This window comes from Paenibacillus sp. RC67, assembly GCF_030020805.1.
In the GTDB taxonomy this organism is placed as follows: domain Bacteria; phylum Bacillota; class Bacilli; order Paenibacillales; family NBRC-103111; genus Paenibacillus_S.
In genome coordinates this window covers 7,059,553-7,082,276 of record NZ_CP125098.1, presented here as the reverse complement: position 1 = coordinate 7,082,276, position 22,724 = coordinate 7,059,553, and the positions used below count along the sequence as shown (strand labels likewise).

Below are 22,724 nucleotides of genomic sequence, written 5' to 3'. Positions count from 1 at the left end.
TATTACCTATTATGGAAAATTGAGGGGATCGTCATGATCGACAAAGTCATTCGCATCTTTAATATCATAAACGCAATACAGGCAAACCCTGGAATTTCGGCAAAAGATCTAGCTTTCAAATGTGATGTAAATATTCGTACCATTTACAGAGATATGGATATTCTCGAGCTAATTGCCCCGGTCTCTAGAGAGGGCAGAGGAACCGGCTACCGATTTATGGGGAAATTCTTTCTTTATCCACTTAACTTTACTGAGCAGGAATCGCTCGTATTCTCCTTGCTTCCCTCTATGCTGGATAAGGATAAGCTCCCTCCTGGGTTCGATACCGCTTATGACAAGGTTATGGGAACGCATCGCAAGGAAAAGTCTCACTTGAATAATATCATCGAAGATATCACAGGGATTATTCAAATGGGTACACCCGCGTATCGAAAAGAAAGTCCAAATTTCTTACAACCAATTATCCAAGCTATTTTGGAGCAGAAGACGATTGATACCGTTTACCATACTCAATCCCGAAATGAAACGACTGAACGAAAAATTGACCCTTATTATCTCGTTCCGCGCGACCAGCGGTTTTACTTAATCGGTTATTGTCATTCAAAGCAAGGGATCAGGACATTTCGAATTAGCCGGTTTCAAAAGGTGGAGATTATGGATCAGCCTTTCGATAAAGGCGATTTTAATATCAAGCAATACTTAAAGAATACTTGGTCTGTTGATCGAGGAGAAAAGAATATTACGTTCAAAGTCCGGTTTAATGCCGAAGCAGCCCGCTACATCAAAGAAGAAGAGCTGTTTGTACATCCGCGAATGAAGGATGAGAAAGATGGCAGCCTTATCTTTGAAGTAACGGTTAACAACGAAAAAGAGTTTCTACGATGGGTTTTGCAATATGGGGATTCTGCAGAGATACTGGAACCTAAGGCGGTTAGGGAATCGCTCAAAGAACAATTATTACAGTGGATCAGAATGTATCAAAAATAATGATGAAGTATACCGACGATGTACTGGAGGCTGTAATCATGCATTCTGATGTGTGGAATCAAATAATCGAACGGGCTAAAATTGAAGCTTTTGAGATTCATACTGTTCCACAAAACAACAGGGCACCTTTATGGTTTAGAATTAGTACGGATGGAAATACAATCATAATCAGTCAGGCCAAAGATAACGTCCCTAGTTCAACTTTGAAAATGCCCAGGACGATTTCGTTTGAAGAGTTCGACAGGATATTTCCTTATTACCAATTACGGCTTAACGGAGCGTCAGTAAGTCAAGAAGCAGTTTGTAAATCTGTCAATACCGTTTACATTTACGGATTAATCGCAGATGCCCTTTCGCGCTAGACAATACTACAGCATAATGAATTGAAGTACCTCGCGGAATTACAAGCGAGGTATTTCGTTTTATAGAACGTATATTCGCTGACATCCTGCTGTCCATACGTAGTTTTACAATATGGATAGTCTTAGGCAGAATAATCCATAACATCACATAAAGATAGTCCGAAATTCCCCCTTCATTTCCGCATTGTGGAAGGAAAGGAGGTGTATTTCAGAGAATTTAGGTATATTGGATTATTCGTAAGGGGGCTTTAACATGGATCTAATCGATCGGTTGTATCAGAAAATCAACGAGGCTCCATTGTCTCCGAAAGTGTTGTTGGCCAGATCCTATGCCCAAGGACACCAACTGCTCGAGCAGATATGTAAGCGTTACGGAGCTATTTTTAACGTAGAAGTGCAGACTCTTCGCGGAATAGTGACCGCAAATACAAAGTCAGAGCTGTTTCGCAGAAATATCAGTCTGCTTGATGAGGGGCAGGCTGTTTGGGTTGTCCGTGAGTTGATGAAGCAGTTAGCCATAGAGAATCCGATGAATTATATAAACGAGTCCATGTTGAAGCCTGGTATCGTGAATCAAGTGAATCGTGTTATATCAGATATGAGGTTGGCCGGTCTTCGTTCTGATGAAGTGAAGGCGGAGTGTTTCACGAATCTGAATAAAGGCGAATATTTGAAAAGATTGCTAGCATCCTATGAGACGTTTCTGTGGGAAAATGGCCGATCGGATGTTGCCGGATTAGGTGACTACTTGAAACCAGGAGGGGACGAAACCGTCTATCTAGCGCTTGCACCAACAGGGTGGACATTTGTGGAGCGAAATATGATCCACAAGCTGTCGGGGGATCGTCTCTGTTTACTTGATTCGGATGTTCCATTTTATATAAATGAAGATTTTTCAACCAATAGATTCACGATGTTTCGCGCGACCGGAAGTCTATCGGAAGTCAGAGAGGGATTTCGAAGAATACTATCGGACCATGCGGCTCTTGATCGGATGGAAATCATTTTGTCTGATTATGAGCATTATGCACCCATTATTCACTCGCATGCCGAAGCACTGGGCGTCGAATATACACTCTCGAACGGGCTGCCGATTGTATTTTGTGATGCTGGGAAAGCGGTTGTAGGTATACTTGATTGGATTGCAGAAGGTTTCCCGGTAAAGAGGCTTACGGAAATGCTGCGACATGGTTATATTTCGTTTTCAGATGAACGCTGGTCTCGCACCGAATGGATTCGCTTGCTGGAGAAGTCCGGTATTGGTTGGGGGAGAGAAAGGTATCTTGCTTTACTTCGTCCAGAACGACTGAGTGAGGAAGAGCGGGAGCAAGGCACTGCTTTATTTACTTACGTGAAAGATTGGTTTGATCAGCTGCCCGAAGGCAATGAATGGAATCCACGTATACTGTTAGAGTGGATGACGGATTTTGTTCAGAGATATGTGCCGGCACGGTCACTGGATGATGCAAATGTAGGAGCAGCGTTGAAGGAGATGACGAAGAGATACTCGGCAAGTCCATCTGAACCAATGCCGATGGATTTGGCTGTCCAGTACGTGAAAGAGATGTTAGCTGGGATTCGTATTCGCGCCACGGCAACACCAAAACCGGGTTCGATTCACATTAGCTCTCTACATAACGGTGGATGGAGCGGGAGAGAACGGACTTGGATCTTGGGTATGGATGAGAGAACTTGGAGTATATCTGCAGTACAAGACCCTCTTCTCTTGGACCAAGAACGTATTACGCTATCTAAGCACTTGGAGTCTGCCAAGGAACGTGCGAAGAATGTCAGGAGCGAACGTGAGTCCCGACTGTCGCGAATTCGAGGCGAGATATGGTTAAGCTATTCTTCTTATGATATAGGGGAGCAGAAGAGCAACAGCCCTGCTTTTGAAATGCTTCAGGTTCTGCGGTTGCAGTCAAGAGATTCGTTATTAGATTTTGGAGTATTAGAGCATTCACTAGGTGAACCTTACAGTGTTATGGATATCATGCATGCATCCGAGTTAGCTGCTCCGTTTGACGGAATCGATGCGTGGGCCCGACTGCTCCAGGAACCAAATGGCAAACCCAAGGATGGATGGCAGGCTATGATGGAAACGTACCCTGCTCTTGCCGCGGGTTATCAAGCCCTAACTTTCCGATTTGGTGAGAGGTTATCAGCCTATGACGGTTGGTTGGAGAGCGGCTTTTCTACAAGTGCTCACGGCTTAGATGACGTTCAACGCCGCGATACAATTAGTGTAAGTCAGTTAGAGAAGTATGCGAGCTGTGGGCTGCAATACTATTTTTACTATGTCTTGAAGCTTCGTCCGAAGGAAGTCTCGGAATTCGATCGGACCCGCTGGCTGCAAGCAAGCGAAAGAGGCTCACTGCTGCATGACATTTTCAGACGGTATTTAGAGGACGTTACGGACAAAGGTACGAAACCGGCCATGCATGACAAAGGCCGATTACTCGAAGTTGTGGAAGCGGTGATCCGAGAGAATGCTCTATTAATCCCTGCCCCAAATCAGCATGTATTCGCCAAGGAATGTGAAGAAATTCGGCGTGATGTGGAAATCTTTTATCTCCATGAAGTCGGTAGAACGGATCAACCATGCTTCTTCGAGTTAGAGCTCGCGACGCATGATGGAGAGCCCATGGAGATTCATTTGCCCGGAGGCATTCATTTTAAGCTGAAAGGCTTCGTCGACCGGGTCGATCGAATAGGACCTCACGAGTACCGGATTATCGATTATAAAACGGGCAGCACTAGCAAGTACAAGGCTGCTGAATATTTCAGCGGCGGAACACAGCTACAGCATGCTGTATATTCCATTGCTGTAGAGCAGTGGCTTCGCGAAACAGGGATGGACTTCGAAGCCAAGGTGACGGAGGCGGAATACTATTTTCCAACTGAGCGTGGGCGCGGCGAGAATGTAAGACGAATTCAGAATCGCAGAGAAGACCTGGCTACCATTATTGCAAAGCAGCTGGAATCTCGGAATCGAGGGATTTATGTCCCAGCTAAAGATTTGATGGTCTGTGGGTGGTGTGATTACCGAGCCGTGTGCGGATCTCATGCGGAGTGGATGGCGGGCAAACGTGATTCGTCTGTAAATGCTGATATTCTAAGCACGCTGCTGGAGGTGGAGAGTCATGACTGAGTCATTCGGCTTTACGGCACCTGCAGATCAAGCTGACCGCGATCGGATCCTTACGGATTTAAATACGACTTTGCTTGTTGAGGCAGGGGCTGGATCGGGTAAAACGACCAGCTTGGTTGGCAGGCTTCTGGCATTGATCGAATCCGGCGTTAGTGTCAGTCAAATCGCGGCTATTACTTTTACCAATAAAGCTGCAGACGAGATGAAAGAACGTTTCCGACTGGCGTTGGAGAAAGCATATCGAAGATCATCGGATGCTTCTTTAGTTCGGGAGCGGTTGTCCGAAGCACTGGGAAATCTTGATCTGATCTTCATCGGAACCATCCATTCGTTCTGTGGATCGCTATTGCGCGAGCGTCCCATTGAGGCAGGGCTGGACCCATCATTTGTAGAAATGGACGAAGTAAGCGATAAGCAATTCCGCTCGAGTTGTTGGGATGATTACATGGCTGAGCTGGATGAAGAAGCGCGGTTACAATTCGAAGAGTTATTGTCGCTGCGTGTGGATGTTAATACCCTTAGAGACGTATTTGATCGTGTGTCTTTGTTTACTGATGTTGAGCTTCCTTGCGAGGAGCGGGAGCGGCCCAATTTTGATCGAATTCGGGAAACTCTGCTTCCTTTGCTCGATGCTGCAGCGCCCTTTATTCCGACGGTGGAGCCTGAGAAAGGCTGGGATACGGTACAGAAGCTTGTTCGACAGACGCATCAGAAGATGCGCTACATCGACTTGTCGGATGATATGCGAATTCTCGAGATCGCAAAGGAGTTTGACCGCAAGCTCGACGTGACGCTGAATAGGTGGACATCCAAAGAACATGCCGGCGAGATGAAAAAGCTTTTTCCCGATTGGCAGATCAACGTACTTTTTCCGTTCCTTCAGGAATGGCGTGAATATATGTATCCGAAGCTGATCCGCTTCGTGCGGCCTGTACTTGATCATTACAAGACACGCCGATACGCCGCGGGAAAACTGAATTTCCAGGACTTACTCATGGAAGAAAAAAAGAGAGAGAGTATGAAAGAAAAAGATGTTGGATAATTTTAGAGATTATATAGATTAAAGAAGAATTTTAATAAGGGAGAAGGGGGGTGGGGGGTTTAGAAAGAAGGGGGGGACAGAAAATGTTTGGGGGGGAAAATCAATATATAGGGGGGATATTGTATTAAAGAAGTCAAGGGGATCCAGAAGTGCCAAGGTTGAAAAAAGATACCTCAGGCTGTCAAGTATAGTCAGCGAATTTCCAGAGTTCTGTACATTCTCATCCGGCAGATTACATAAATGGGGCCGTTTGTTCATTGCATTGTCCTTTCGGCATAAATGGTGAGTTTGTCGGCAAATTCCGTCGCAAACGCATACCAGCTGCGTTCGTGAAGATGGAGACACGTGCGGACAACCCCAAAGGCGCTCGTAAACCGCCACATGGGATATATGTTCTTAATTATCCCAAAATGCCGGGAGGCAAAGCTGCCGTCGCACAAACAGATGCTGAGCAGATTGCAAGATATATATCGTGGGCGTGTAATAATGGTAATTTGCAGATTGTAGATCGTGATAGAGGAAACCGAAATGCGGTTCCGAGTGATTTTCTGATTTTGACGAAAACGAGGGAGTTCATCCACCTGTATGCAGAACAGTTGGATTTGTTCGGAGTACCGGCTGATACTTCGGGCAGTACGACGGTCTATGAGGAACTGCTCGCATTATTACAGCTGGTACGGATTTTAAAAAAAAGAGAAAAAAAAAAACACCCCCCCTCCTCTCTGTGGGGGGGGGGTGGTGGTGGGGGGGGGGGGGGGGTTATGGTGGGATGAGGAGGGGGGGGGTTTTTTTTTTTTTTTTTTTCTCGCAGCGGGGGGGGGGGGGGGGGGGGGGGGGGGGGGGGGGGGGGGGGGGGGGGGGGGGGAGAAAAAAAAAGGGGGGGGGTGGGTGCGGCCAACAGCACCCCCAGCCACCACCCGCGGCGGGGGGGGGGTCCGCGGGGGGCCGGGGCGGGGGGGGGGGGCCCGGGCGGCGTGGGGGGGGGGGGGGGGGGGGGGGGGGAGGGGCAACCGTTACAGGGGGGGCCCGCGGGGGGGTCAAGGCGGGGGGGATTGTGTCGGTTGATTGGGGACAAACTCGGGGGGCGGGGGAGGGAAACATCGAGCCTTTACGCTGGCGGCAACCAGGCTGTCCGGATTATGAATCTGCATAAAGCCAAAGGACTAGAAGCGCCCGTAGTCTTCTTAGCCTGTCCCTGCGGGGAGTCTGATCATGATGCGACGCAGTATATAGATCGTTCCGCAGATCCGGCTGCAGGTTACTTTACGATAAGTAAATCAATCGGAGAGTTCAAAACGGAAGTGATCGCTCAACCCTTAGGATGGGGTGAGATGAACGAACGAGAGCGTGCTTTTTCCAATGCAGAGAAAGATCGGTTACTTTATGTCGCGGCTACACGCCCGAAGCAGATGCTCGTTATAAGCTTGTATCCCGATCAACAGGCGAAGTGCCCTTGGACACCGCTCGTAGATGGGATGGATCTCGCACGCGAACTTGATGTGCCGGCGATGAAGCTAGAGAAGAAGACGGAGTTGACCGAGGGACCGGAGTTGCAAAATGTCGCGGAAGTTCGAAAGATGAGGCTGAATGCGATTAGTGAGCCTACTTACGCAGTCTTATCTGTCACCGGCCAGACGAAAGCAGCCGGCGATACACCGGAATGGTCCGCGGAAGGCAGAGGAATGGCTTTTGGAAGTGTCGTTCACCGTACTATTGAGATGCTAGGCAAGGGATTGCCGGAGTCGGAACTTGAGGACACCATACGCTTCTTAGCGGATGAGGAAGGCATGGCTGAGGAGCTCATAAGCGAAGCCGTTCGGGTTGTAAGAAGCGTAATCGCCAGCGAGCTCTGGCAGCGCAGCCTGCGCGCTCGCCGCCGCTTATTCGAGGTGCCGCTGATGATTCGAAAGAATGCCGACCGAATCGGCGGATTTAGCGATGCTGGGAGTGCAGCATCAGAGGTTGCGGCTGCATTGGAAGGTACAGGTTCAATTCAGTATGCCTATGTTCGTGGAATCATAGACTTCCTCTTCGAGGAAGAGGATGGCTGGGTTATTGTTGATTTCAAGACGGATAGCGTAACAGAAGAGAAATTGCAAACCTTCATTGATTACTACCGGCCACAGGTTCAGGTTTACGCTTCGGAATTGGAGCAGACTTTTGGTTTCAAGATTAAAGAAGCTGGATTATATTTTGCCCAGTTAGGAAGATGGGCAACATGACGCCTTAAGTGAAGGATAACAGGTTCACTTGTCGAATTATAAACCTATAGTCCTATTAGCATGGAAACTAGAACTTGCATTCAGAGGAGTTAACCTTATGGTTGAGAAACTTGAGCAATTACATGCTGAGATCTCAAGTTTGAGTAATCAGAGATATAAAGTTTTTTTCCTTCTTCCGGCAACTACGAACCAACAGAAGCTCATCAATGACATAAATCGTGAAGGTATTCCCACAGTAAACATAGGCCTATATTTATCCGAACAACTAAGATTTATCCCCTCTGACAAACGCCCTTTTGATGTTGCGAAGTGGCTTAGGAAGGCCATAAATGATCAAAAGAATAATGTTGTATGCATACACAATATCGAATATCTATTTGATCCTGAATTAAAGCAAAATCCAGTCAAATTGCTAGAAGCACATAGTGGAAATACAGTTCTGCTTGTAATATGGCCTGGTAAAGCTGAACAAGGAGTGCTTTACTACGCAACTCCCGAGCATCCGGAGCACTACCAGAATACCGAGTACAGTAATAGTATTATGTTCTATTAATTGTGGAGGGATTTAACGATGAAGTATAGAGAATTGATCCAATTTGAACCGATAAAGTCTGTAGTTGTTCTAAAGGATGCCGCTGAAGATCAACTAGCTCAGCAATTAGTTCAAACATATGTAATATCGGACCGTATGGCAGAAGTAATCGATGATATTATTTTTGAGCAACTTCAATTCCAACGTCCTATTGACCACAAAGGAATTATGATCGTTGGTAATTATGGTACCGGTAAATCTCACCTGATGAGTGTAATAGCAGCTATTGCTGAATCTGATGGGACCTCACAATATATCCATCATGAGAAAATTGCGAAAAAGGCAAAAGAAATAGAAGGGAAATTCAAAGTATTACGTGTAGAATTTGATGGAATTCAATTGCCACTTGGTGAAGTTTTATTCCGAGAAATGACTAATTACCTTCAAGAGATTAATGTGGACTATGAAATGCCGAATGTAGCTACATTGATAAGTAATAAAGACGAAATGAAACGTATGATGGCTGCATTTCATGAGGTGTATCCGGATCACGGATTTTTGTTGGTGATAGATGAATTACTTGATTATTTACGTACTCGCAAAGAGCAAGAACTCATTCTTGACTTAGGCTTTTTACGGGCTATGGGGGAAGTTGTTCAGTCTACTCGATTTAGATTTATTACAGGCGTACAGGAAATGCTGTTCGATAATCCCAAATTTCAATTCGTAGCAAATGAAATTCGAAGAGTCAAGGAGCGTACTGATCAAGCGATCATAGTTCGTGAGGATATCGAATTCGTCGTTTCTCAACGGTTATTACGAAAGGATGACCGTCAAAAAGCACTAATAAGAGAACACTTACTACGATTTGCTCCACTTTATGAGAATCTTGGGGAACAAATCGAGAAGTATACTGCACTGTTTCCTATTCACCCCGCGTACCTAACAGCATTTGAGAATGTACGTGTTGTGGAGAAACGTGTAGCATTAACCACCATTAGCGATGAGATCGAGAAACTTCTTGATACTGAAGTTCCACTAAATAGTCCGGGAGTAGTCTCTTACGATAATTATTGGATGTATATTCAAGGGGATCGTACATTGCGTACGGATCGAGATGTACGTGAGGTATTGGAAAAGTCAGATGTCCTGATGGATCGAATTGAAAATTCTTTTCCAAAAGCAAAGGCCACTTATAAACCAATCGCTAAACGTATCGTGCGGGCGCTTTCCGTATTTAGACTTACAACGGATGATATTAAGGTGAAGATCGGCGTCACTTCAGCAGAATTGAGGGACCAGCTATTTTTGTATTTTGATTTTCCTGAATTGGACTCCGATTTCCTAAATGCAACTATCGATACAATTTTAAATGAAATCATGAAATCCGTCAGCTACCAGTTTATATCCCTAAATCGAGATAACGGCCAATATTATCTTGATTTGGAAAAAGTAACGGACGTTGACTCGCTGATCGAAGAAAAGGCGGGAATGCTAGTTGGCAACCAACTGGATCGTTATTACTTTGAAGTCCTTGAGAAGTTAACCGACGATGGATCTCCAAGTATAGTCTCTGGTTATCGTATTTGGCAGCATGAATTAAACTGGTACTCAAGGAAGGTAACCAGGCCGGGGTATCTATTTTTCGGTGCGCCGAATGAACGCTCCACTGCACAACCGGAGCGGGATTTCTACATTTATATGCTTCAACCGTACGATCCGCCTAAATTCAAAGACGAAGCCAAACCGGATGAAGTGTTTTTCAAGCTAGAGACAAAGGATGAATCATTCCATACTGCACTTCGTCTTTACGCAGGTGCTAGGGAAATGTCCATAACTGCTTCAAGTGCCACCAAGAAGCTGTATGACGATAAAGCCGCGGAGTTCTTAAGGAAATTAATGAAATGGCTAGTTGAAAATATGCCATCCGCATATAAAATGACGTATAAGGGCGTAACTAAGAAACTTGCTGATTGGAGCCTATCTGCCCCTGCTCAAGCGACAGTGCGGGAGATTATCGATGCAGCGGCAGATGATTGTTTAACCACATGGTTTGAGGACAAATACTCTGATTACCCTACATTTCGACTTAGTAGCATCAGCATCACCCGTGAAGCCATGTTAAAGACATATGTTCCGGAGACATTAGCGAATATCTCTAATCCAAAAACGAAAACAGCAAGAACCATACTTGAAGGACTAGTATTATTGGATGGGGAAAAAATTAATGTACAAAAATCTGGATATGCCAAATGGGTCTTGGACTTGTTAAATAACAAAGGCAACGGACAGGTACTGAATGCTTCTGAACTTCTTGAAGTCCTCCAATCTCAAGGAGATTGGGAAGTCAAGAAAACAGTAGAATTTCAACTAGAACCTGAGCTCTTAAGTGTACTATTAGCAGCCTTAGTCTTCACCGGTGATATTGTGATCACGATTAATGGGGAAACTTATGATTCCATGAGGTTTAACCAATTAATCGCTTTGAAAGCAGAAGGAATTGCTGAATTTAGCCACATTAAGAAACCAAGTGATTTGCCATTAGCAGAACTGCGTGCATTATTTGATTTGTTTAGTATTAGTCATGGACTGCTTCAACCAGACTCTCAAACGAATGGAGTTCAAACGCTTCAAACAAAAGTACAGCAATTGCTAACTCAACTGGTTAAACTGCAACACGATCTTAAGGACAAAATTCCTACATGGGAATTGCCTCTCCTGTCGGATGACGAGTTGCAGGAGTATCAAAGCAAACTTCAAAATTTGAATCAGTTCCTACAGAGTCTTCAAGTGTTCGATACGCCGGCGAAACTGAAAAATTTCAAAAAGAATATTGCCGAAATTCAAAGTCAACATGAAAATATCTTGTTAGTGGATAAGCTCATCAAATGGCGTGAGCTTGCTTCACAAATTACTAAAAAAGCGAACTATATCGTAAGTGCTAGTAACCATGTATCGATTACTGATGAATGGTATGTAAAAGTTGAAGGTGCACTGGGGGATCTATACGATGCCATAAAGGCTAACAGCGACTGCAGTGCTGAACTTAAGGTGATTGACCAATTAAAGGATCAATATATTGATTCTTATTTCGTGCAACACTCAGCATCACGCTTAGGAGCAACAGATGAGAATAAGCTCAATCAGCTTAAACGTGATGGACGTATCGATACCTTGCAGAAGATTTCTGTAATCCCAATTCTGCCTTCACATCAATTACAAGCATGGAAGGCAAAGTCTGATGAATTGAAAATTTGCTGGAAGTTACAAAAAAGTGAATTGGAGCACTCTCCAGTTTGTCCACATTGCCGATTTCGACCAAAGGATGAAAAAATTGTTCAGAAGGTAACGGTTGGACAGCTAGAAGCGGAATTAGAAGAATTACTTAATTTTTGGACGAATACCTTATTGACTAACCTGAATGATAGTGAATTAAAAGAGAACGTTGAATTACTCACTGGAGAGCAGAAACAATTAATAAAACAATTTATGGACGATAAATCATTTGGAATCCCAGTTGATTTACGTTTAGTGCAAACAATTAAAGAAGTGCTTGAAGGAATACAGAAAGTAGAATTGCCGATAAATCGCTTGCTGCAGATGGCCGGCGATGGAAGTCCATTGACAATCGAGGAGCTGCGCCTACGATTTGAGCAATTAGTAAGGGAACAGGTTGGTTCCCAATCGACTAATCGAGTACGGATCATGTTGAAGAAGGAGTAACATAAGATATGAGTGATAAGCTAAAGCAAGGAACTCTATTTGAAATCAATAAAGAAACCCAAACAGGCCCAGTGACCTGTTTGGGTTTAACATTTGAGAATGATGAAGCTCGGCGCGCATATTTTACTGAAGAATTGCGAAAAAAGCTACCAGAACTTAAGAAAATTGAGGGGTTTCCAGAAGGTGAAGATGAGGATATATTGGCGCTGTCCGATCCCCCTTACTATACAGTATGTCCAAATCCATGGATTATCGATTTTATAGCTGAATGGAATCGTGAAAAGAAGTCATTCGATGATGCAAATATTGAAAGCTATAACAGAGAACCTTTTACTGCTGATGTAAGTGAAGGAAAAACAGATTCAATTTATAAAGCGCATGGCTATCATACTAAAGTGCCACATAAAGCGATAATGAGGTATATACTACATTATACTAACCCAGGCGATATCGTATGGGATGGTTTTGCCGGGACAGGAATGACAGGTGTTGCAGGTCAGTTATGCAACGATGAAACAGAATTACGACAGATGGGCTTTACAATTGAAGGTAACGATGTCATTAATCAAGACGGGGAAAAAATATCAGAGCGTGGGATAAGAAAAACGATTCTTTCTGATCTTTCCCCTGCAGCAACTTTTATATCGAGTAATTTTAATCTACCAATTGATAAAGATAGCTTGTCTCAAGAGATAAAAAAAATAATGGGCGAATTAAAGAAGTCCAGCAAATGGATGTATGAGGTAAATGACCCTAAATACCAGAATCAGGAGAAGTGTTTTACACAATATGGAGCGACGTTTTTATTTGCCCTTCATGTTCTGGGGAAATAAATTACTGGAACGAAGCTGTAGAAAAAGATACTCAAAAGCTTAAAGCAGAATTTTCTTGTCCTCATTGTGGGATCAATTTGACGAAGAGAGGTTTAGAAAGGTCTTGGGAAACAGTTTTTGATGGGAACATAAATTCTACAGTAAAGCGTGCAAAGCAAACTCCGGTTGCTGTTAATCTTAAACATGGATCAAACAGAATGGAAAGAGAGGCTGAACATTTAGATATTGAGTTACTTAAGTCCATAGATTCCTATAGTTATGATGGATTTTACCCTATAGATAAATTGCCATTTGGTTATAATACGGCTCAGCCTGTTAATAGTCACGGAATTACACATGTACATCATTTATATACGAGAAGAAGTTTACTAACTCTATCCAAGTTTTATCAGTTGGTGAATCAATCCAACTATCGAAATAACTTATTAGCATTGTTAACTGGAGTAGCTTTTGCAACAACGAAATTGTATAGGTGGACGCCGAATTATGAAGGTGGTGGACCACTTAGCGGTACGTACTATATTCCAGCATTGTATAGAGAAATTTCAGTGTTGGACGCGCTAAAGCGATTCGGTGATAAACTTCCTAAAAATATGGGGTTTACAAAAAAGAAAGGGAATACAATAATCTCTGTTGATTCGGCAACGACTATTCAAATTCCGGATAATTCTATCGATTATATATTTGTGGACCCACCTTTTGGTGGAAATATTATGTATTCGGAGCTCAATTTTCTTTGGGAATCCTGGTTGAAGGTTAAAACTAATAACAAAGATGAAGCCATCATAAATGAAAAGCATGACAAGCAAATTTACGAGTACCGAAAGCTGATGGAGTCGTCTTTCGCAAATTTTTATAGAGCTCTAAAACCGGGGAAATGGATAACAGTTGAATTCAGTAATTCTCAAGCGAGTATTTGGAATGCCATACGTGAATCAATAGAACGTGCTGGCTTCATTATTGCCAATGTATCCGCTCTTGATAAAAAACAAGGCAGTTTTAAAGCTATTACAACAACAACCGCTGTAAAGCAAGATCTTGTAATTTCAGCCTATAAACCTAAATCAGAATTTGTAGATAATATGTTAAAACAACAAAACTCTGAGGAATCAGCATGGCTTTTTATTGAGCAACATCTTCAGCAATTACCCGTTTTTGTCGGGGGAAAAGGGGCGGCTGAACTTATTGTTGAGCGGACTCCGCGTATTTTATTTGATCGGATGATTGCGTATCATGTTCAACATAGCCTTCCGGTACCTATATCATCGGCAGACTTCCAATTAGGAGTAGAACAACGTTTTCCAATGCGAGATGGAATGGCCTTTCTGGAGGAACAAGTTGCTGAATATGATAAAAAACGAACACTGGCTAAAGAATTTACACAGTTGACTTTGTTTGTTTCCGATGAAAATAGTGCCATTGAGTGGTTACGTCAACAACTATTAAAAAGACCCCAAACACGACAGGATTTACATCCAAATTATATGAAAGAGATTCAGCATATTGCAAAGCATGAGGAGTTACCTGAACTAGATGCTTTACTTGAACAAAATTTTCTAAAGTATGATGGACAAGGAGAAGTACCTACTCAATTATTGCGAAGTCTTTCTAAAAATGATCCGGGGCTCAAACTGAAAGCTAAAGAACGTTGGTATGTACCAGATCCAAACAAGCAAGCAGACTTAGAGAAGTTACGTGAAAAATCGTTATTGCGTGAATTTGAAACATATCGGGATGGATTAAACGGTAATCGTAAAAAACTTAAACAATTCCGTACTGAGGCTATTCGCGCAGGATTCAAAAAAGCTTGGGGAGAAAAAGATTATCAAACCATTGTAACAATTGGGGAACGTCTTCCAGAAAATGTACTTCAAGAAGATGACAAATTGCTAATGTACTATGATAACGCACAAATCAGACTCGGCCTTTAGTTAAGGAAGTGCAATCAATGAATAAAAATAATTGGCGTCGAAAGGTGCTTGAGCATTTTCAAGCACCTTTCTACCATATTACGTTAGTGACCGACCCTGATTCCCTATTGCAAGATGAAGCCATTATTAGTCAGTTGCGGAAGTTAGGAATAGAGGTTGTAGAATTTCAAGATCGGGCCGTATTCAGATATTGGTACGAAAGTCAGTATAGGCGGAATACTTTCAGTAGGTACTTGCTGATACATCCTAAGTCAGATGATATTAGTGATATCCCCTATGATATTTGGATTCAAGGCAACCATATTTCAATAAGTAAGAGTGATTTGTTTCCGATGTTATCTGCCCCTATAGTAAAGGATCTCGATTTTAGAACACTAGATGCACTGTCATTAATTGATGACATACCCACGAAAAGATCAGACGCTGATACTATAGACTTCATACTGAAACGAATATATAAATTACCTTACGACACCATTGATACAGTGGCTGAATGTCTTTTTCTTTGCATTAACCGACATCAGTTGCATTATTCAATGCCAGAAATTATAGAAAACCATCTGAGAGATGCATTAAATCATAAAAACAGCAATCTGCGATTGGTAATGTCTGAGTTCATTCACTCTCCAGATGCTTTATACTCCTTCTTACAGAAGGAATGGTGTGATTTCTTGGAAAATGGTACCCCGGATAACCACCCATACCGGGACATCAAATTACAAGATACACTTGCTGGTTTATTTCGTATAGGCAAATTAAATCCTATAATGTTTGATAAGGACTCATTGCCTGATTCGTTATTATTCGGTGTAAAACCGCATAATGAAGAACAATCCCGAGTCTTGTCAATAAACGAGCATATCAGTCAGATCGAAAAAATGTTAGAACTTGAGATTGATCGCCGCGGCTGGGTCAATCTTATTGGTTTATTCAGTACTGCGAAATCAAATATGTTTACATTGGAGTTTCCATCAGAAATTAGTAAGAAATTATCGTCCATTGAACAAGTCATAGAAGAGAGATTTGCACTTTGGCTAAATATCCATTATGGAGCACTAGCTTCGTTGTCAGACCAGCATACACCGGTTATGCTCCAGAAAGTGGCAGAGCATGTGCACCTGCAAAGAAGCCCCAAAAAGGCTATAATCGTAATGGATGGATTGAGTTTTGTACAGTGGAGTCAAGTACGTTCAGACTTACAGTCTTCTTTCGATTTTATAGAAAACGGTACATTTGCATGGATCCCAACGTTAACATCAGTGTCTAGACAAGCCATATTCTCGGGGGAAATTCCAAAGACCTACTACTCGACTATTCATACAACAGCTAATGAGGAAAAAGAATGGAGAGCTTGTTGGGCCAAGTATGGTATTGCGCCAATCCATGTCACTTATGAGAAATCATTAGGCCAAGGGGAATATAATAAAGCGGAAATCAAGGCGTTATCTAAATCGAGCATTAAAGTTGCGGGACTTGTAGTCGACATTATTGATAAGTTGACACATAACACGATTCAAGGTCATAGGGGAATGCATGGGCAAATATCCATTTGGTTAAAAACCGGTTACTTGCGATCATTACTTCACGACTTATTGGAAGCCGGATTTGATGTATATATAACCTCTGATCATGGCAACAAAGAAAGCGTAGGTATCGGAGCCATTCGCGAAGGCGTATTAGCTGATACCCGCGGGGAGCGAGTCCGAATTTATAATTCAGAGGAGTTACGGGACCGGGCCGCACAGAAATACTCATCGCAGAAATGGGAATCAATCGGTCTCCCGGATGAATTCTTCGTATTGACAGCTAAAAGTGGTGAGGCTTTTGTTAAAGAAGGCGAAGTTGTAGTGAGCCATGGCGGGACTAGCATTGAGGAGGTTATCGTTCCTTTCGTGCGAGTCAAGAAAAGAAGAGAATGAAGGTGTCAGATTGAAAAAGGCGGTTGGCTTTGATCAAAAACTGCAATTGTACCAGTTGGACCATATCACACGTGAGTTATCAAGAGTGGAAAATCGACAACAGCTATATGATCTCGTGGATCAAAATTTGATGGCAGATATTGCTGGTGCAAAGGCAAGACTTAATGCTAGAACGATTTTGTTTAAAATTTGGGTGCTAGTCGACAACGAGAATGTGGAAATTCGGGATCGTGGCTTACAATTGTTTGCGAACGCCTCGAGAGAAGAAAGATTGCTTTTGCACTGGGGAATGATGCTTCTTGCATATCCATTCTTCAGGGATGTTGCTGATCAAGTGGGGCGTCTTTTTCAACTCCATGGGGAATTCTCGAGTATGCAGTTAAGTAGGAAAATTTTTGCGCTTTATGGCGAACGTAGGAGAGTCAGTGTATCAACTGGGGCCGTACTTGGAACTTTTAAACACTTAGAAGTAATCAGCGAGCAGAAGAAACAATATGTGAATGCTGAAAAGAAATCCATTCACCAGTTAGAATTTAAGCTTTGGCTTATTGAGGTCATGCTGAAAGCCGCCGAGAAATCAGCTATAGAATTAAAGCAAATTGCTACGGAACCTAGTTTGTTCCCATTCAATCTTGATATAACGGAAAGCGAATTGAGAAATAGTCGGCTACAAGTAACGCGGCAGGGTATAAACATGGTGATGGTAGGATTGAGGTAAGGCGGTGGGATCATGGTTAAAGTCGGTGAAATTGTACAAGGAGCTCAGTTTCCAGAGAGTGTTGAAATTAAAAAAGTTGAAGCCTTCGATGAAGGCTTTTTCTCTATTGCTGCATTAGGACGGGATTCGAATCGGTATTATGAGTTAATGTTGGATAAAGCTGAGCTTGAATCTTTAAAGAGAATAAGTGGGCAAATTAGTATGGACCAGCAGATAGCTTCAAGTGATCTTCAGCATTATCTGCGCTATCACGCATTGTTAGTCAATAGTAAATACTCTTCGAAAAGGGCATTGGGCAACAATAATTTAATTCCATTGCCACATCAGATCGAAGCGGTTTATAGCCGCATGCTTCAAATGCCCCAGGTACGCTTCTTACTTGCGGATGACCCAGGTGCAGGGAAGACGATTATGTCGGGTATGCTCATTAAAGAGCTTAAAGCACGTGAAAGTGTGGAGAGAATCTTAATTCTTGTTCCTCCATTAGTCTTGAAACAATGGCAGGAAGAGTTGCAGGATAAATTCCATGAGGATTTCTTTATCATAAATCGCTCTGTAATAAAGCAGTATGGTTCGAAAAATCCGTTCTTAGAACATGGTTGTTGTCTTGCTTCAGTTTATTGGGCAGCCCGTGATGATGTAAAAAGCTTAGTCAGTGAGGCGAATTTCGATCTTGTGATCGTGGATGAAGCCCACAAAATGGCAGCCTATACTCACGGTGTTACAAATAAGAAAACATCTAAAACAAAACTGTATCACTTAGGCGAAACCGTACTTAGGCAAGCAGAGCACTGCGTGCTGCTAACAGCTACTCCACATAAAGGTGACATGGAGAATTTTCGGCATCTGATGCGTTTAGTAGATGATGATATTTTTTCTAACTTGTCGGTAACAGAATCCCTGCGAGAAAAGGCAAATCCGTTTATTATTCGAAGATTAAAGGAAACGCTAAAAAATTTTGATGGGACGCCCCTTTTTCCTAAACGGACAGCTAGAACAATTCAGTATACTTTATCTGAAGAAGAACTTGATCTTTACGAATCAGTTACAGATTATGTTCGTCTCTACTTTAATCGAGCGATGAATTCAGGAAGTAACAGCACAGCTTTTGCTATGATGCTGCTCCAAAGAAGGCTCAGCTCGTCTGTTAATGCCATAGATCTGTCGCTTAAGCGTAGAAGAGACCGGTTAATCAAACTGTTAGAAGAAACGATCGCAAGTAAGAAGAAACAAAACAAAAATAAAATGGAATTTGATTGGGATGAGTATGCAGACGAATCGTTGGAAACTCAAGAACAATTAGAAGATGAACTTGAAAGCTCAACGGATTTCCTTGATCCAGAGGAGCTAAGGATCGAAATTAATGAGTTAGAAAGATTAATAAGGAAAACATCCCGTCTGAAAGAAACAGCTGTTGAACGAAAATATGATGAACTAGAGCAAACCCTATTTGGTTGGAATGGTTTATTGAATCAAGGGGAAAAGATTCTTATCTTTACGGAATCGGCGGACACACTTGATTTTTTAGAGAAACGCTTATTAACGCGTGTTCCTCAGATCGCGAAGATTGTTGGGCGTTTTTCTATGGATGAGCGTAGAAGACAAGTTGAATTGTTCCGTAATGAGTGCCAGATCATGCTAGCTACAGATGCCGGTGGAGAGTCGATCAACCTACAGTTTTGTAATCAGATGATAAACTACGACATCCCGTGGAACCCCAATAAGCTAGAACAACGTATGGGACGTATTCATCGAATTGGTCAAAAGAATGAAGTGGCTATCTTTAATCTTGTTGCATCTAACACACGAGAAGGCGACGTAATGATTCGTCTGCTTGAGAAAATGGAACGTATGAGAGAAGACTTAGGTGCCGACCTTGTATACGATTTTATCGGTGACATCGTTGATGGAGATTTCAATGATTTAGCATCGTTAATGCAAGCTGCCGTCATTCACCGTGAGAAGCTAGACGATATTATTGCAACTATGGAGCGGAAACTTTCAGAAGAGCATAAAAAACTACTTGAAGAGGTAGAGAGGGAGAGGCTTTCCGAAGATATTTTTGATTTGCCCAAGATGCGAAGGGAACAGCATGATCTGGTAGTAAGAAAACTCCCCGAACGAAATTTCGGGTTATTTACAGAAAATATCCTCAAGAAATGTAATGTGCGGATACACCAGACCCAAAATGAGAAGATAAAACGAATTGAACGATTGCCCAAATACATTCGAGATATATCAAAAACAAATCGCCTTCCATTGTATCAACTGGAGGACGCAATTCGTTTTACTTCATTTAGGGGTTATGTCAAAGAAGGAATTGATATCATTTCTGAGGATCATCCTTTGTTTAAATTAGGAATGATTCTTACACGTAAAGAAAATGAGAAATTAGCAATAGATCGCTATATGGTGTATTGTCCGGTAAGTGAACCTTTGTCAATTGAGGTTTATCTTAATAGTGTTACCGATGGCACAGGGAATGAATTAGCTAATGAACTTATCCTTCTAGGTAAACGACAGGATGATTCATTAATTCGATTAGATCCTTATTGGTTTTTTCAGCAGGAGTTTGTCGGTGAACTTACCACTTTAAGTGAGTCGTTAGATAGTTCATTTCGTTCCGCCGCGGTGAAGGCAGCAATGGATTTACGGGATCAGGTTCGACAAAAACGAGCAGAGCAGCTGGACCGAGTATCAAGCTATTTGGACAAAACGTTTAAAAAACAAATTGATGACTTAATTGAGCGCCGCGGCAAGTATGAACGGGAAAATGAGGAAAATCGTAATGGTGCCTTAATTAATCAAGTTGATGCTAATCTAATTGACGTGGAAATGCGTAAGGAGCGGAGATTAGCTTTAGTTCAAAGACAAAAAAATATTGGAATGAAGCCTCCAAAACGAATTGCCCAACTGGAGGTTATACCAAGAGGGAAATCCCAAAGACTCATTTCCGTAGATTACAAGGACATTATCCAGGATTACGAACGACAAAATGGGCGGGCAAATATAAAGACATTTAATCCATATTCGCTGGTTGACTTTTATAGTGAAAGATTTAACGGGGAACCACGGTTTATCATCATTTCCGATGACGAAATATATTGGCCATCCGAAGAATATTCCGAAGACTTGAAAGAGATAGAAGATCGGACTTATATTTATGTTGTGAAAGACGGTACTGTGAAAGAAGAGAGAAAACTAACAGATTTACCGAGGTTTATTCAATTATAAGACATTATATACTATGGCGGTTATAGATAAAGCCTAAAAAGACGTAAATAAAACACTACTTTTCGTTTCCTGACATCTCCACGTTGGGGAACTTTTTTATTTTCGATAATTAGCAGGATTTTGTTGGATATTGACGAAGACACAGGAAGTGGGAACTATTTAGAAGATAAAAATCATTACGAAGAACATATGTTTCCTGACATAGATATGTCCTGCCATTAGTTTATACTTCAAGGGGACAGCAGATGAGAGGGGATGTTTTCATTGCAAACATTAGAGCTGACCGAGGAAATTCTTAAATCTAAAGGCTGGGCATACCAATTCGATTTGTCTGTTTTAGCCGACCCAAATGAAGACACCATTAACGAGCATATTAGAAATGTATATTTATCAGCACTCCAAGCCATATCCAAGCAGAAATCGAAAAAATTATTGAAAGGTCCATTTTATATTTGGATTTGCCGGAAAAAGCTTTTGGGAGATCACAATCAATATGTAGATGGTTTTGCGTTAATTATAACCCCCTTCTATAAAGAAGTGGTTGGTAGAGATGTGGACCCGATTGTTGAGAGAATGTGGCAGCATAAAGGATATATTCGAATGGAATCAGCAATCCCGATATTAGAAGGTGCCATTCCCCTTTGTGTTTTTGAAGATGGCCAGGCAATTCCTATTGAATTGGATGCTGCATTGCTGTCCAGGTTGAACGACACGTTTGAAGAACATCAATATATGCTTTCACTGGTCAATCCGGGAATGACGTTAAGATCTAATCCTTACGAATGATATATATATATATGGAGAGAACTTAAATGACCGAAATTTTAAATGAGGACTTAAGATTATGGAATATCCCGTCTACTCGGACCAATGAATTGTGGCAGAAATGGAGAGATTTTGCTCTCACGTTTGATGGTTATGACTATTTTAAAGGTGACTCTGACGGACTATTTAAGCTACATTCGTCGGTAGCGGAATTCTTTAAAACAAATAAGAGTCTTCCTAGCGAACTAAGCCTCTCAGAGTTACGGGTATGCTTGTTTGCCACGCAAAGAATATGGCGTAATTCTGGTGAATGGGATTTGGGTCCTAGTGACAAAGATTTCATTAAAAAAATAATCAACGCGATCAAGGATCAAGTGAAGGAAAATGAAGCACGATTACCGTCCATTGTCGACCAAGCTATCGAGTATGCCGCTTATACGCATCGGGATCAGAATCGCAAAGGCACTAATATACCTTATATTAGTCACCCTTATGCTGTAGGAATGATTTTGAAGAAAGCAGGATGTTCTGAGGAAGTCGTCACTGCTGGAATTTTGCACGACACGCTTGAAGATACGGATACGACGGAAAGAGACTTGCTTGAGCGGTTCGGTCCGGTTGTGCTTGAAATTGTCAAAGGTTGCTCGGAACCGGACAAGAGGGCGTCTTGGGAAGAGAGAAAGCAGCATACGCTCGATGAACTTAAACACGCTAAATTATCAATTCGGCAGGTGTCTTGTGCGGATAAACTACATAATATCCGTTCCATTCAGAAGGATTTGAAGGTACAAGGGGAGGAAGCTTGGAAAAGGTTTAAACGTGGACGGGAGAGCCAGGAGTGGTACTACAAAGGGATAATAGAGAGCCTAGGTTATTCCTCTCGTTTTGACTTATTAGACGACCTTCAAGACGTAGTCGAAGAAGTGTTTGGTCCGTCATTGTTAAATGCAGAATGGAAGAGGTTGAGAAGAAGTCGTAAATTCATAGACCTCGCGTTCGAAACGGCCTATGGGAACCCGGAGTCGATAAAGGATAGGGAGCTTCAATTCAAACGTCTTGGTGCATATGAACTGATGGGTAAATTACATAAGCAAGCCTACTCCGTTGAACTGATCAACAGCGAAGATTTTGATACGATGGCAGAATATCTGCAGATGCGCGGAATCGAGTTCGAATGGAACAGCGAGGGGCCTGCTATGCTGATTGGATTCAGCACTGCTCTAAAGCAGTTGCTTAACATGTATCCGTCTGAGGTGTATCTGCATTTCAAGAGGAACTTGGATCGTAGAATTCTATAAAGGGTCT

Annotated in this window: 15 protein-coding genes; all 15 read left to right on the top strand. The window is 42.3% G+C overall.

Going from position 1 to position 22,724, the window contains the following annotated elements:
- Positions 1 to 33 precede the first annotated feature (33 nt).
- The 15 genes from QMA13_RS31980 (at position 34) to QMA13_RS36485 (ending at position 22,717) form a co-directional block, all read left to right on the top strand.
- Entirely contained in the window at positions 34 to 987 is a 954-nt protein-coding gene (locus tag QMA13_RS31980; protein WP_282937671.1) for a helix-turn-helix transcriptional regulator, read from the top strand.
- A 38-nt stretch (positions 988 to 1,025) separates the two neighbouring features.
- Positions 1,026 to 1,349 carry a hypothetical protein gene (locus QMA13_RS31975; protein WP_282937670.1) on the top strand — a complete coding sequence of 108 codons (324 nt, stop codon included), beginning with the start codon at positions 1,026 to 1,028 and terminating at the stop codon, positions 1,347 to 1,349.
- 253 nt (positions 1,350 to 1,602) lie between these two features.
- Positions 1,603 to 4,500 carry a PD-(D/E)XK nuclease family protein gene (locus QMA13_RS31970; RefSeq protein ID WP_282937669.1) on the top strand — a complete coding sequence of 966 codons (2,898 nt, stop codon included), beginning with the start codon at positions 1,603 to 1,605 and terminating at the stop codon, positions 4,498 to 4,500.
- Entirely contained in the window at positions 4,493 to 5,542 is a 1,050-nt protein-coding gene (locus QMA13_RS31965) for a UvrD-helicase domain-containing protein (RefSeq protein WP_282937668.1), read from the top strand. Before QMA13_RS31970 ends, QMA13_RS31965 begins: the two co-directional genes overlap by 8 nt.
- A gap of 257 nt (positions 5,543 to 5,799) precedes the next feature.
- Entirely contained in the window at positions 5,800 to 6,315 is a 516-nt protein-coding gene (locus QMA13_RS31960) for a hypothetical protein (RefSeq protein ID WP_282937667.1), read from the top strand.
- Between the two features lie 288 nt (positions 6,316 to 6,603).
- Positions 6,604 to 7,764, top strand: a complete 1,161-nt coding sequence (locus tag QMA13_RS31955) for a PD-(D/E)XK nuclease family protein (RefSeq protein WP_282937666.1) — start codon at positions 6,604 to 6,606, stop codon at positions 7,762 to 7,764.
- 97 nt (positions 7,765 to 7,861) lie between these two features.
- Positions 7,862 to 8,317, top strand: coding sequence for a BREX-3 system P-loop-containing protein BrxF (gene brxF / locus QMA13_RS31950; protein WP_282937665.1), 456 nt, complete (start codon positions 7,862 to 7,864; stop codon positions 8,315 to 8,317).
- Between the two features lie 18 nt (positions 8,318 to 8,335).
- Complete coding sequence (locus tag QMA13_RS31945; protein ID WP_282937664.1) at positions 8,336 to 12,019, top strand: DUF6079 family protein; 3,684 nt, start codon at positions 8,336 to 8,338, stop codon at positions 12,017 to 12,019.
- An 8-nt stretch (positions 12,020 to 12,027) separates the two neighbouring features.
- A complete protein-coding gene (locus QMA13_RS31940; protein WP_282937663.1) occupies positions 12,028 to 12,852 on the top strand; it encodes a DNA methyltransferase in 825 nt (274 codons plus the stop codon).
- Complete coding sequence (locus tag QMA13_RS31935) at positions 12,795 to 14,783, top strand: DNA methyltransferase (protein WP_282937662.1); 1,989 nt, start codon at positions 12,795 to 12,797, stop codon at positions 14,781 to 14,783. The genes QMA13_RS31940 and QMA13_RS31935 overlap by 58 nt, the downstream gene beginning before the upstream one ends.
- Before the next feature lie 17 nt (positions 14,784 to 14,800).
- Positions 14,801 to 16,702: a BREX-3 system phosphatase PglZ gene (gene pglZ, locus QMA13_RS31930; protein WP_282937661.1), complete on the top strand. Its 1,902-nt coding sequence runs from the start codon at positions 14,801 to 14,803 to the stop codon at positions 16,700 to 16,702.
- A 10-nt stretch (positions 16,703 to 16,712) separates the two neighbouring features.
- Positions 16,713 to 17,420, top strand: a complete 708-nt coding sequence (locus QMA13_RS31925) for a hypothetical protein (RefSeq protein ID WP_282937660.1) — start codon at positions 16,713 to 16,715, stop codon at positions 17,418 to 17,420.
- Between the two features lie 12 nt (positions 17,421 to 17,432).
- Positions 17,433 to 20,654: a DEAD/DEAH box helicase gene (locus QMA13_RS31920; protein WP_282937659.1), complete on the top strand. Its 3,222-nt coding sequence runs from the start codon at positions 17,433 to 17,435 to the stop codon at positions 20,652 to 20,654.
- A gap of 264 nt (positions 20,655 to 20,918) precedes the next feature.
- Entirely contained in the window at positions 20,919 to 21,440 is a 522-nt protein-coding gene (locus QMA13_RS31915) for a hypothetical protein (RefSeq protein WP_282937658.1), read from the top strand.
- A gap of 26 nt (positions 21,441 to 21,466) precedes the next feature.
- A complete protein-coding gene (locus tag QMA13_RS36485) occupies positions 21,467 to 22,717 on the top strand; it encodes an HD domain-containing protein (RefSeq protein ID WP_349254187.1) in 1,251 nt (416 codons plus the stop codon).
- The last annotated feature ends 7 nt before the right edge of the window (positions 22,718 to 22,724 follow it).

Excerpts from the sequence above, each read along its gene's own strand:
- brxF (WP_282937665.1), top strand. The coding sequence starts at position 7,862 with ATGGTTGAGAAACTTGAGCAATTACATGCTGAGATCTCAAGTTTGAGT.
- pglZ (WP_282937661.1), top strand. The coding sequence starts at position 14,801 with ATGAATAAAAATAATTGGCGTCGAAAGGTGCTTGAGCATTTTCAAGCA.
- QMA13_RS31980 (WP_282937671.1), top strand. The coding sequence starts at position 34 with ATGATCGACAAAGTCATTCGCATCTTTAATATCATAAACGCAATACAG.
- QMA13_RS31945 (WP_282937664.1), top strand. The coding sequence starts at position 8,336 with ATGAAGTATAGAGAATTGATCCAATTTGAACCGATAAAGTCTGTAGTT.
- QMA13_RS31975 (WP_282937670.1), top strand. The coding sequence starts at position 1,026 with ATGCATTCTGATGTGTGGAATCAAATAATCGAACGGGCTAAAATTGAA.
- QMA13_RS31970 (WP_282937669.1), top strand. The coding sequence starts at position 1,603 with ATGGATCTAATCGATCGGTTGTATCAGAAAATCAACGAGGCTCCATTG.
- QMA13_RS31920 (WP_282937659.1), top strand. The coding sequence starts at position 17,433 with ATGGTTAAAGTCGGTGAAATTGTACAAGGAGCTCAGTTTCCAGAGAGT.
- QMA13_RS31965 (WP_282937668.1), top strand. The coding sequence starts at position 4,493 with ATGACTGAGTCATTCGGCTTTACGGCACCTGCAGATCAAGCTGACCGC.
- QMA13_RS36485 (WP_349254187.1), top strand. The coding sequence starts at position 21,467 with ATGACCGAAATTTTAAATGAGGACTTAAGATTATGGAATATCCCGTCT.
- QMA13_RS31940 (WP_282937663.1), top strand. The coding sequence starts at position 12,028 with ATGAGTGATAAGCTAAAGCAAGGAACTCTATTTGAAATCAATAAAGAA.